The sequence below is a fragment of the Paenibacillus sp. J22FR83 genome (assembly GCF_059691955.1).
In genome coordinates this window covers 66,454-79,915 of the sequence record NZ_JCAUAM010000027.1, presented here as the reverse complement: position 1 = coordinate 79,915, position 13,462 = coordinate 66,454, and the positions used below count along the sequence as shown (strand labels likewise).

The following is a 13,462-nucleotide window of genomic DNA, read 5'->3' as shown; positions in this document are numbered from 1 at the left end:
TGCAAAGTATGCAAGCCTAGGAGCGATCTTTTTATCTACACCTACAAACATCGTGGAAGAGCAGAAATATGCTTCAATTCGTAATTGGAAGCGCTTTACTCGACAGCCTGAGTTTTTCCATTTAATTCAAAAGATGGTGGTGAAAGTTACGCTACCACCAATCAGCATCCATCACTCAACCCCAAGCACAGCCACGAGCGTCACCCAGACCATCCACCATCCACCAGCTAATCAGCAGATTCCAACCAACACGATTAAAGATCAGGTAGATCTATAAAAAGAGGAATTTCATGGCAGTCACCGAATTGGTCAGGAGGTAAATTGTCGAATTTTGGTGAATTGATCGTGCAAAGGAGATCTGCCATGCCCAATCTTGTGAAGTCGAGCCTTTCCCGTCGATTTGTTAGAATGATTTTATTTTTTGCATTGCTAGTCATGGTTGGGGCAATTGGTGTCTCATTCATTGGCCATCATGTGCAACAGTCGTATCAAGAGCGCATTACGCTGCTCAAAGAGAAAGAAAAGGCTACAGCCTCCATTTATCTCCATTACAATCAAATCTTTTTACATGCAAGAGCCTTTTACGCATTCCGCCAAGAGTTTGAATATGAGGCTGTTATGAAGGAAAAGCCAGAGCTTGAACAGGCTATGGAGATTTTTGTGAAACTTCCTTTAACAGATCAGGAGAAAGAACTGCTTACCACGTTAAAGTCATTTGAGCGCAACTATTTTGAAAACGTATTTCCGAGATACGTTAATCTTGTACATAACGAGGATCCGTTGGCTATCGTGAAAGCGGGTACAACGACACCAAGCGGCAGCGTAGGGACTAGTATTTATGAATTGTTAGGCAAAATTAATGACATTGCGCAGCAAACCTCGTCCCAATCCGAAACGGAAGCTCAAAATTTATTTATGACCCTATCCAATCTCAATTATGTATTTTTTGCATATGTGTTTGGCATCTTGGTATTCATTATGTTTCTGACTTCGAACACGGCCAAGAACATAGGCAGACCGCTGCGCAAGCTGGCCGACCATGCAGAAAAAGTGTCATCAGGGCAGGCGGTCGAGCTGGAAAGATCTAAGCGAAATGATGAAATCGGTCTGCTCAATCGTTCCTTTCACACCATGTTGCAGAAGATTCAAGCGAAGGAAGAAGAGCTCCTATCGCAGAATGAAGAGCTAATCGCCCAACAAGAAGAGCTGCAAATGCAGCAGGATGAACTTCAGGAATTGTTGCATAAAATGGAAGAAAACGAAGCCCTGCTGATGAATGAGAGAGCTCTTACGAGAGACATCATGGATACCATTCAAGAAGGAGTTCAGTTCGTTAATGTTAAGGGGAACATCGTAAAAGCTAATTCAACGATGAACCAGTTATTCGGTATCCCAGTTGGGCAGTCCATGTCAAATATCCTGCTAACCGAATTTCTTGCTTCCGCATCGCATGCGATCGTGGATGACAAGTCCCTAATGTCGTTTATGATCTCACAGAGTACTGGAGAGGCCATGGAAGAAAGGTCTTTCATGTATGAGATTACGTCTCCGACACGAAGAGTTATTCAAGCTTATGCGGAACCTTTATTTAGAGAAACGGGGAGAATTGGAACGGTTTTTGTCCATCGCGATATGACAAAACAAGCTGAAGTGGATCAATTGAAGTCGGAGTTCGTAAGCACTGTAAGCCATGAATTGCGTACACCACTTTCCAGTGTATTAGGCTTTGCTGAACGATTGCTGACCAAAGAGATGAGTCCAGAGAAGCAACAGAAATATGTGAAAACGATACATCAGGAGACGGTTCGGCTGACTGCATTAATTAATGATTTCCTGGATGTCCAGCGGATGGAATCAGGCAAGTCCTCACACCAGCAAAATCCAGTTGATCTCTATGAAGTGCTGAATGGTGTATTCACTTTACAGCAAGGAAGTTCCACAAAACATGACTTCAACGTTCATATGCCAAGTAGGCCGTATATCATTTCCGGTGACCAAGATAACTTGACCCAGCTGTTCATGAACCTCGTCAGTAATGCAGTCAAGTATTCACCCGAAGGAGGACGAATTACTGCGAAGCTTTACCAGGTTGGCAATCAAGCTATTGTAGACATTTCCGATGATGGACTGGGGATTCCTGAGGAAGCCATTCCAAAGCTATTCACGAAGTTTTATCGCATTGATAATTCGGATCGCAGAGCCATTGGCGGTACAGGGTTAGGACTTGCTATTGTGAAGGGCATTGTCGAGGCGCATGGCGGAGAAATATCCGTGACTTCGAAGTTGGGAGAGGGAAGCACATTCCGTGTAAGTTTTCCCATGAGTGCGAGGCCCGAGCTTTCCATTGAAGCGGAGTTGCAATCCGCTGCAGCCGATGAATTTGCTGGTCTAACAGTCGTGCTCATCGAAGATGATAGCAGCTTAACGGAACTGCTCACCGAGGAGCTCACTGAGAAAGGCTTTCGAGTCGTTAACTACACAACAGGCGAACAAGCGCTGAAAGAGATGGCAATGAAGAAGCCAGATGCGGTTGTCGTCGACATCATGCTGAATAATAGTATCGACGGATGGGAGATTATCAATCTCATCAAGGGAGATGCGTCCTTGCAAGATTTGCCTATCTTCATTTCCTCTGCACTGGATGAAAGTGAGAGGGGCAAGGAAATCGGGGCGAATATGTATTTCGTCAAGCCGTACCCACCTAGCCAATTATCAACGATGTTGCTCGAGATTCTTGGGTTAGCCCGAGTGTAAACAGTTAGCGTTTATTGAAAAAGGAAAAGCATGCCCAGTCCAAAATTACTATGGATGGCGCATGCTTTTGTTATCTCATTGGACACGGATTGATGTTTGCATTCAGAAGTGCTTGTGAGATTTTTGTGAGTATGAAATGATAGAATCACTAGTATCTGACAAACGGAGAAAGGGGACCCCTAGTGAGGAGTTTTCGTCAAATTATAGGAATCAGCTTGGTGTTCTCGTTTTCTATTTTATTATTTATTGGCATTTATTCGCAGATGACTCCTAGTCAAAATAAGCAGATGGCCAAACAAGGTGTTTTGGATTTATCTACGGAGGATTTCCACAAGCTCGGTGTTGTTTCGTTAGATGGGGAGTGGGAATTTTATGAAGGGAAGCTCTTAACACCTGACGATTTTCAATCAGGGACACGTAGAGATGTCTCCTACATAAATGTACCTGGTTTATGGAAAGGAAAGACGACTGAGGGTGGTGTAAATAACAAAGGTTACGGAACATACCGTCTCTTAGTCCGAGTGGATAATATCGACGAGATCTATGGCATGAAACTGCGCAGCATCCGAATGTCTCATCAGCTATATGTCGATGGCAAATTAGAAGGCGGAAGCGGACTTCCAGCTGCGAATAGAGAAGCCAATATGCCGGGAAACACACCGTACAGTACATTTTTTCATGTGAATTCGCAGGAATTTGAAATTTTGTTACAAGTGGCGAATTATGAATATATGTCTGGGGGAATTGTAAATGCCATTCAATTTGGCTTGCATGCTGATATTTCCAAGCTGAATAGTTTATTAATCGGAGGCGATTTATCCCTCATCTTGGTGCTTGTCATGTTCGGAGCTTACCATTTGAGTCTGTACTTCTTGCGTAGTCGAGAGAAAACGTATTTACTGAGCGGGTTATATCTATTCTCCACAGCTGGTGTCCAGTTTCTGTATGGGGAGAAGCTGTTTCAACGACTGATACCTCAAATTCCATTTGATATAACGTATAAAATGCTGGATATTTTGGAGTTTGCTAGCTCAATTCTATGTTTGTTGTTTTTCTGTTCCATTCACCAAAAGTTAATCTCACATAACAAGATTAGGATGCTAATTGCCCCTATTGTTCTGATAATAGTCGTTATTATTCTCTTCCCTTACGCTAGGTATAATGAAGTGAGAAGTCTATTCTTTCTATATATTGGTTTCGTCCCTTTATTGCTGCTTGGCAGAATGATGTATCTGTTCTTCGATAGCAAGCGAGGAACCTATGAACGGAAAGAACTTGGTTTGTTTATTGTAGCTATCGTCTCGTTAATGGTGTCGTTAGTCGATGGCGTTCTATATTCGGAAAGTGCGATCCCCTCGGATTTGTGGCATAAGGTCGGCGTCATTGGTTTCATCACGATCATGAATTTGTTGTTAGCGGTACGTTTAACCAATGCATATGAGAATACAGAGCTGCTGACACATCGACTTACGGTCTCCAACCAGTTGAAGGACGAGTTTTTGATGCACACCTCCCATGAAATTAAGACGCCGTTGCACGGAATCATGAACATAACTTCATCTCTACTAGATGATGATGAGCACAATTTATCCGTTAGACAGAAGCAAAATTTATGGCTAATCAAGGATACATCGGTTAAATTGTCGATGCTTATGCAGGATCTTATTGATGTGACGCGGCTGAAGCACGGTGAACTGCGGTTGCTTATGACCGTTGTAGATGTGCGTGCCGTGACCCAAATCGTGTTTGATGTCTTGCAGTTCGAACTTGCAGGCAAAGCGGTACGTTTAGATAACCAAGTGCCTCCCGATATGTGGGTCCAAGCAGACGAGAATCGATTGCGTCAAATCATGTACAATTTAGTGCACAATGCCATGAAGCATACCGAGCAAGGGGAGATCCGTGTAAGCGCAAGTACAGTGGGAGAGGACATTCATATTGCCGTTACGGATACAGGGACGGGTATTTCACCTGACAAATACGCCAAAGTATTCGAGTATTTCGAACAACAAGATCATGTTCTGCCAGAAGATGGCTACACAGGCATGGGGGTTGGTTTATATATTAGTCGCAAGCTCGTAGAACGAATGGGTGGGGATATACGGATTGACTGGACAGCAGTTGGACAGGGTACGCGAATGGTTTTTAAACTACCGAAAGCGATGAATTACTTACCAGTCAGCCAAGAACGGACGTTGGTAGACAGTTATCCCGGAAGACATGGCAATGATCCTAAATCTTTGGATAGTCTAGAAGAGCATGAATATACGATTCTCGTCGTGGATGATGAGGCTTCCAACATGTATACATTGCTTAATATTCTCAAAAGACATCGCTATAACGTGATAACGGCCTTTTCGGCCAAAGAAGCGATGAGCAAAATGAATGAACACCAACAAATTGATTTGATTATCCTAGATGTGATGATGCCGGGTGTTTCCGGAATTGAGCTCTGCCGTGTATTGCGCACACAGCATTCCATTCTCGATTTGCCTATTTTATTCGCGACGGCCAAAGATACTTCACAAGATATCGCACTTGGATTCAGCGTGGGAGCGAATGACTACGTAACGAAACCGTTTGAAGCCGAGACACTTCTCGCGAGAATTCAGACCTTGATTGCGATGAAAACCTCGATTCAAGAAGCGATTCGTAATGAGCTTGCCTTCCATCAAGCGCAGATTAAGCCGCACTTTCTTTATAATGCGCTAAGCAGTGTTATTTCATTTTGCTATACGGATGGCGAGAAAGCTGCTTATTTATTGTCGAAGCTCAGTCAATTCCTGCGTTATATTCTGGATATGGACCGAAATGACTTATTCGTCAGTCTTCATCGGGAGCTAGATTTGATTGATGCCTATGTGGAGATTGAGAAGGCGCGCTACGGGGATCGATTTGAATTTATTTGTTACGTGGACGAAAATCTGAAACATCTCGCTATTCCATCGCTCTGCATCCAACCATTTGTGGAGAATGCAATTCGACACGGCTTGTTCGAGAAAGATGGGTATGGCACCGTCATACTAACGATCCAAGAAGGAGATGGTTATTTACATGTAACCGTTCAGGATAATGGGATTGGAATCCCAGAGGATCTGCTCTTTCAGATGGCGAGCGGTGAACGTGTAAGTGGAGGCATAGCGATTGCGAATATTCGTAAAAGGGTAGATACGATCCCAGGAGCTTCACTATCCATTCATTCAGAGATGGGGCGTGGAACGAAGGTTACCCTATATCTGCCTTTAACCGGTAATGATAAAGATGTCTTCGTAGAAAGGTGGGATGAACTTGATTAGGGTGGTTATTGTTGAAGACGAGAAACCGATTCTCGAATTAATGAAGGTTTTGATCGGAAGGAACCCGCATTATAGCATTATTGGGGCTTTTCATAATCCCCAAGAAGCGCTAACAGCGATATCGGAACTGAAGCCTGACCTTGCTTTTCTAGATGTAGAGATGCCGAAAATGAATGGACTTGAACTTGCTCAGCGAATCAATGACATGATGGATCAGACTAAAATTATTTTCACGACAGCCTACAAGGAGTATGCATTAGATGCCTTCAAGGTCTATGCTTTCGACTACATTCTAAAGCCAGTCACACCTGCTGCGATTGAACGCATTACGAGTCGCCTCCTGAAGATGGAACAAGTGACTGAGCCCAGCATAATCCAAACACGGCAGTCTGTAATCCGTTGTTTCGGAAGTTTCGAGGTACGTAATCCGGAAGGTGCGCTTATCCGTTGGCCAACGAAAAAGACGGAGGAACTGTTCGCTTATTTCCTTTGCAATCCAGGACAGGACATTAATAAATGGTATCTGGCCGATATGTTATGGCCTGATATGTTGGAAGACCGCGCTTCGCATAATTTACATAATACGATTTATCGCTTGAAGAAGCTGTTGAAAGAACAAGAGATTGGAATGGATATTGTCAAAACGAATGAAGGCTATACGATAGATACGCTAGGGAATATGTACGATCTTTTGGAGTTTCAGTTAAGTGAGATATCCTCCCTAGATGGGATGCAAGACATGCCGCGAGCGGAGCGGATATTTTCCCTTTATCGGGGGGCGTTGTTGGACCGCAAGGATTACCTGTGGAAAAACCAGTTGGAGGAAAATTATAGGAAACAATATACAGCACTTGTGTATCTCTTGATTCAACGCGACCTGCTCCAAGAAGCTTGGAGCCAAGCAGAGTTTAAGTTGGACACGTATTTGACGTTGTATCCACTAAATGAAGGGATGCACCAAATGCTGATAGATATCTATGCAAAAAGCGGGAAAAAGGAACGAATTGCTAAGCACTATACCAAATTCAAAGCGTTGTATTTGAGAGAACTCGGCATAGAGCCTCCGAAGGAAATGAGGGATAGCGTAGCTGCCTATTTAAATTAAATGTATATAAAAGACGGAGAGCGATCCATTGCTTTCCGTCTTTTTGCGTATATTCGACATGATTTTCCTTTTTGTGAGAATTTTGAGAGAGCGAGTCTTTATACTGTGTAGGTATATCGTACTATTCCTTCGCGTGACAGTCGGCGACCAGAAATCAGCGAGATCTTGGTACATGGGGAGAGGAAATAAATGAAGAACATTCGTAAGCTGGTTATTGTGCTGCTAAGCGTTATAGGCGTATTAACGAGCCATTTGACGATTACTGGGGCGGATCCGCCGGAAATTTATGACGCAGAAGCGCTGTATGAGAATGCGGAACAATCTGTCTTTTATGTACGGGCTTTTCGTGAGGATGGTACGTTAAAAGATGTGGGGACAGGATTCCTCATAGGATCGGAAGGGACTGCGATTACAGCAAATCATGTGATTAGTGGTGCTGATCGAATTAGTTGTTTGCGTAACGATACATCTATTGAATTGGATTGTTCAATAGTTTCACAGAATGAATCTATGGATACCGCAGTGCTGAAACTTCCATTTGCTCAGAGCAGCTCTGGTGAAGTAGATGGCTATGCCTATTTGAATACACGGAAAAGCAAAGTGAAGCACGGAGAGAAAGTGTATGCCCTTGGTTATCCAATGAAAGATACGAAAATCATCACGGAGGGCATCGTCAACACGCCGCGCGCAAATATCAACGGCAAATACAGAATTCTGATATCCGCACAGATCGTGAACGGCATGTCAGGTGGTCCAATCTTGGATAAATATGGGAATGTCATAGGACTGATTTCGGGGTCACTGCGGACGATGAATAATATACATTTGGTTGTGGGTAGTGACGATATACGTAAGATTTTATTGAAAGATCCCAATTAGGAGGTTCGAGGGTGGACAAACGAATAGGCAAATGGGTATCAATGTTTCTTGTGGCCAATATGGCAATGATGATGCTGTTCAATCTGACGCCAGGCTTGGCGCAGGCAGCTGCGAGCCAGAACACAGGCTACGTGAGTAGATACATTAATAATGTGGAGATTGTGAATCGCCAATCCGTAGGTAGTTTTAGCGATACCTCATTTGGCGGTGTATATGATTTTGAGGATGATGATGATGACTTTGGTTCGCCTAATAGCGCTGCCTCTAATGCAGCGCCGTTCAGTGCATTTCCGTGGTTTTATCAAGCTGCTTTTGGCGGTGGGGTAACGGGTGTAAGTGTGACGAGCATTGGCGAGGAGCTTGATCCGAATGATGATGATATCGAGTTTAACCAAACGTCTATCAATCGGCTGGATGGTCATTTTATCGGTAAAATCAAAGTATCGAGTATTCCGGCGTTGAAGAAACTGGCAGAATCTGGAACTGCACGGTTCATGGTGAAAGTGGGTATTTTGAACAGTTCATCTGATAACAATGCGTCCATATGGGTCTATACCGATAAGCAAGACCGGGCTGGCGACGTTTTGCATGAACATGACGGGACAGCGTATTTAGGTTGGAATGCAAGTCCATCCAAATGGACGCACACCTCTTATGCGGATGATGATGAAGATACGACAAACGTTAATTCGCCTTGGCTTAGCTTTGCACCTGATGACTATATCATTATCGAGACAGAAACAAATAACGCAAGCACAGAAGTCAATGGTATTCGGTTGCATTTTGCGGATATCGATGCGCCTACAATTACGAATTATACATTTACCTCTGATGGTACTGAACGTGAAAATACGATCCTAAATCAGCAAGAGCTTTTCTTGAAAAAAGATCAGAAGCTGGCGCTGTCATACAATTTCAATGAGGCTGTTAAAGCTGATGCACCAGCTGCGGCTGCTCATTTAAACAGCCATTACTTATTTACTAATCCCGCCGGTACAGGGCTGCCAGCCTCGGGCGAGAATCAAGGCATGAAACTGAAGTTGACCGCCGATGAACTAAAGGATTACACGAAGACACTCCCCTACGAGTATAAAGCATCGGATTTCCATCATACGGGCAATCTGCCCATCTCTGATGGGGGTGAACTGGAGAGTCATCGCCTCAACGATGCATCGCTCTGGGAGAAACTCGATGCCGCCGAGTTCCATGATGCGGCGGGTAATCCACTGCAATTAGATGGCTTCTCCAAAGCCAGTTCAACGAGTAGTGCTCAATTAGCAGGTAAGACGGTGAATCCGTTTGATGTTGCATCTGGCCAAGGCTATCGGGTCATCATCGATGCCGTTCCCCCTAAATATACGTCGGTGGCTAATGGCATTCAACCCGATATCGTGACTGGCAGCACGCTGAATAAAGGCGATGTCATTGATTTTAAGGTGCAATTAACCGAGGATACCATCGTCAAAGAAGGGTTGAACGTCGGTGGCTTATATCTTCAATTGAACAACGGGATGAAGGCCTACTACCTTGAAGGTGAGAATACAAGTGTGTGGACGTACAGAGCGATAGTATCTGAAGCTGATCTGGATGTATCGCTGCTGAAAGCGATCGCGCTAACACATAATGATAAACCGGGTCAAACGGACACGGCGGTTATTCAAGATTATGCAGGGAATCTGCTCTTGGATGCTGCCAATACGAGTAAGTCGACGAATAGTGACCCGTCGAAGACAGTAGCCAATACGAAGATTGATTGGGCGAAGCTCTCCATTGACAATACGAAACCAGAGCTAACTTTCCGCTATGAAGATGGTACCGTGGTGAACAATGTCTACTGGAGAACCGCGAAAATCACAATCGATGCTAATGATCCTGCGATCACAACGCCAGCGCTAGATCCCGATGAACCGGGAGCGGTTAGGCCGAGCCGAGGCATCTATCGCCCGCTCAATTTAACAGGTTTGCCGAGCAACAGCTCGCCAGGAGTTGGAGTTGTGTACTACCAATGGAGCCACAGCGATCTGAATCCGTTAGCAGGGAAAGAAGCGGACCAATTTGCCGCTGTAAAAAGGTATTCCCTCACAGGCTTGCAGCCAAGAGATGGGCTGTATCCTGGCGAACTTCCCGATGTGAATCTCATGGTTGTGAACAACAAGACGAACTCGCTGTTGCCTCCAACAGAAGCATTCACGGCAGAGAACAGCGGGACGTGGTACTTGCATACATGGACAGCGGATATGACGTGGGATACGGCAAGGGAACTGATGCAGGTTACTAAAATGAAGCAGTTCAAAATAGCGAATCCGATCCCATATAACGGCTGGATCAATGAATATAAGATACAGCATCCGGGCAGCTCGGATGCGGATGCGGTAACTTACGCTGACGGCAAAGCGTTGGAAGCCGTCGGCCAGTATAACAATATCAACTTATGGACGCCAGCAGATTTCAAACAGGATGATTCCAATTGGGTTTATGGTGTTGCTGCGGTCCACTTGGACAATAAATCACCCTCGGTATCTGCGCATATTTCCGAGGGAAACAACACAGCTGTGGTCAAGGCACGTGTAGAAGCAAGCGATGAACATAGTGGTATTAATACGAGTAAGCTCCTTTACCAATGGGTGAAAGCGGGGGGACAACCGCAAGAGATCAGCTGGGAACAAGTTCCTGACAGCGGAACGGTCAGCACGCTGAATAAAGTTATCGAAGCAGGCACGTATCAATTGTTTGTGCGAGCGGTAGACAAAGCTGGTAATCGGACCGACATGAAGATGGAGGATGAAGCGGTTGTTAATTACAGCGTGAACATTCATGCCTCGTTCTCGCCGGAACCTTCCGAGACCTATGTACAAAGTCATGACATCGCCTTTGCTATCGATGGTATAACCGTGGGAGAGGCGGTATATGCCTTCAGTACTTCGGCTGTCGTACCTCCAGCGAATTTGTTTCAAGCCTTGCAATTCACGCCAGCTGGAGTGGATCCGGTGACGGGACAAGCGGTTACAAGTGCTGTATACACAGCTTTGAAAGATACAGCGCTGAATGGCGTGCAGTATGTACATATTCGAATCAAAGAGCCCAATGACAGTATCTATTATGACTTTAACGCGGCATACAAATGGGACAACAAGGCGCCTGTCGTTCATTTCAGCACGATGGAAGTCGGCTATCCCAAATCGTCGCATACAGTCGAAGTCGTGGCTACCGAGTTGTTATCGCATGAAGGGATGACAACCAGCTATCAATGGGTTCCGACTGCGGCGGCTGCGCCGATAGCGTTTTCTAGCGAATGGCAGCAACTTCCGACAGACGGCTCGGTGACCCTCAACAACACGAAGTTAAATGAGGGCGAAGTTGTGGATTATACCTTATATATCTATGCCGTAGACGGAGCGGGTAATGGCGCAATCACGCATACAGGCTCGTTCAAGCTATCTAAAGAAGAGAATACACCGATTGAAGTGCGCAAGTCGGATCTCGTCTATTTGGAGGGCAATGAGGTGGACGGTTACGAGGCCATCGTCAAAGTAGAGTTGACTAACGTGACGATAGACGGATATGAATATGCCATTTCTGCGGACAATGGAGCGAATTGGCAGCCGTGGCTGCCCTACACCAATTTCGTGAAAGTCAGTGTGGCTAGTGGAAAAGCAGCGGATTTGAAGCTGAAAATCAAATTCAAATCAGCATCAGGTGTGGTCAGCGACATGGCTGATATTGACACGGCGCAATACGCTTCTTCGAATGAGCCGCTATATGGACTAGCGTCCCAGCCATCATTACGGCCTGTGGCTGGTCATGCGGTGCTGAACATTGCCGTGAAGCCAGGCATCCGAGTTGTACCTGCACCGCTGGGGCAGAACCCGATGCTGCCGGTGCGTACGAAAGGCAATGCGTTCGAAGTTAGCTTGAATGGCGCTTACTCGTTTAATCTTTCCGATTTGACAGATGAGACACGCGTAGAAACGTTGATTGTTGTCGTGAACAACGTGGATAACACGCCGCCGATCGGCACGCTCACCTATAGCGTGATCGGTCCGACCACATCGAATGTTCGTGTAAAGCTTTCCACCTCTGAAGATGTTCGCATCACAAACAATGAGGGGCGTTCCAGTTACACGTTTACGGAGAATGGCTCTTTCACATTCCAGTTCGAAGACGAAGCAGGTAATGAAGGAACGGCTACGGCCGTTGTGTCAACGATCGACAGAGCGCAGCCAACGGCTCGCATTGTGAAGTCTTATAGTTACGGAAGTCAAGGAGCAAAGACATTCAAAACCATTAAAAATGCACAGGATCAAGTGATTCTAGCGCAAGGCGTAACGTTAAGCGTTGAGAAAACACATCCGAGCGATAAAGATTTTATGATCGTGAGAACTCCGAAAGATACGACTTTGTATACGAACGGGACAGCGGAGTTCACGATTGCAGATGGACTAGGCAATACGTCTGTTTTAGAAGAAACGATCACACATATCGTCCCCAAGCTGCCTGATCCGGAACATATCGATTATGCGTTTGTTGATGACAATGGGGTTCCCGTAACCACAGATAAGATTGTCACAATTGGCGGGAAATCGTATGCCAAAGGCAAAATGAAAGTAACGCTTCATGGCAATGTAGAGGCACCTAATCAAGTGTTTAGAGGTACAGTACCAGTCGTGGACGGCAATGGGTATGCAAATCTCATCAGCGATGCCAATGGACATTATGACTATGCAATGACGTACGGTGCGAATGGGGAAATGAGCGTGGCGCTTAGTGATCTTTTAGGCAACGTAACGATTTCCCATCTTAAGGTGGAAGGCTTAGACAATACAGCACCAACAATTCAATTACATCAGAAGTTCGCTGCCATCGTGCAAAATAAGGCTGATTTCAACCCGAGCATCGATCTTGGCGGATATATAGTTGCCGATAATGTATCGGAAGCTCGGAATTTGAGGGTTACAGTGGAACAACTCGATCTAACACAGCTTGGCAGACAAACTGTGCTGTACACGGTTACCGATGAGGTTGGCAATTCGTCTTCGGTGAAGCAAGAAGTCGTCGTACTCGCAAGCGCGGGGCTGCTCATCGTGGGCAACGATCAAATCGTGACTTCCGCCGCCAATGAAAGTATTTTGTTTGATCGCAATGAGATTACGTTCACCATCACTGGTTACAACGAAATGAAGGTTGCTGGTGAAAATCTAGTGAATGAGCGCGGAACTTACGATATTTTGTATCACAGCGGTCTATATCGAGAAGGGCAGATGAAAGTTATCGCTCAGAAAATCACGATGGATCAGTTGCTGAATAACAGATTTAAGGTAATTTTTCCTGAAACAGGCTGGTATACGATTATCGTGAGAACCCAAGAACGCGAGAGGGAGTTCGCAACCTTCTTTATCGGCAAAATAAATAAATAGATCGGCAGAAAACG

6 protein-coding genes are annotated in these 13,462 nt (G+C 45.2%); all 6 read left to right on the top strand.

What is annotated here, in order from left to right:
• On the top strand, positions 1 to 277 hold a 277-nt coding region (locus AC58PV_RS32260; protein ID WP_497437088.1), incomplete at its 5' end, for a hypothetical protein.
• Positions 278 to 363: 86 nt separating this feature from the next.
• Positions 364 to 2,754 carry an ATP-binding protein gene (locus AC58PV_RS32255; protein ID WP_497437087.1) on the top strand — a complete coding sequence of 797 codons (2,391 nt, stop codon included), beginning with the start codon at positions 364 to 366 and terminating at the stop codon, positions 2,752 to 2,754.
• A 182-nt stretch (positions 2,755 to 2,936) separates the two neighbouring features.
• Positions 2,937 to 6,050 carry a hybrid sensor histidine kinase/response regulator gene (locus tag AC58PV_RS32250; protein ID WP_497437086.1) on the top strand — a complete coding sequence of 1,038 codons (3,114 nt, stop codon included), beginning with the start codon at positions 2,937 to 2,939 and terminating at the stop codon, positions 6,048 to 6,050.
• Positions 6,037 to 7,155 carry a response regulator gene (locus AC58PV_RS32245; protein WP_497437084.1) on the top strand — a complete coding sequence of 373 codons (1,119 nt, stop codon included), beginning with the start codon at positions 6,037 to 6,039 and terminating at the stop codon, positions 7,153 to 7,155. The genes AC58PV_RS32250 and AC58PV_RS32245 overlap by 14 nt, the downstream gene beginning before the upstream one ends.
• A 189-nt stretch (positions 7,156 to 7,344) precedes the next feature.
• Positions 7,345 to 8,034: a S1 family peptidase gene (locus AC58PV_RS32240; RefSeq protein ID WP_497437083.1), complete on the top strand. Its 690-nt coding sequence runs from the start codon at positions 7,345 to 7,347 to the stop codon at positions 8,032 to 8,034.
• Between the two features lie 11 nt (positions 8,035 to 8,045).
• Positions 8,046 to 13,448 carry a hypothetical protein gene (locus AC58PV_RS32235; RefSeq protein WP_497437082.1) on the top strand — a complete coding sequence of 1,801 codons (5,403 nt, stop codon included), beginning with the start codon at positions 8,046 to 8,048 and terminating at the stop codon, positions 13,446 to 13,448.
• The last annotated feature ends 14 nt before the right edge of the window (positions 13,449 to 13,462 follow it).

Bases quoted from the DNA above. Each gene is read 5' to 3' on its own strand.
- AC58PV_RS32255 (WP_497437087.1), top strand. From the start codon at position 364: ATGCCCAATCTTGTGAAGTCGAGCCTTTCCCGTCGATTTGTTAGAATG.
- AC58PV_RS32245 (WP_497437084.1), top strand. From the start codon at position 6,037: ATGAACTTGATTAGGGTGGTTATTGTTGAAGACGAGAAACCGATTCTC.
- AC58PV_RS32240 (WP_497437083.1), top strand. From the start codon at position 7,345: ATGAAGAACATTCGTAAGCTGGTTATTGTGCTGCTAAGCGTTATAGGC.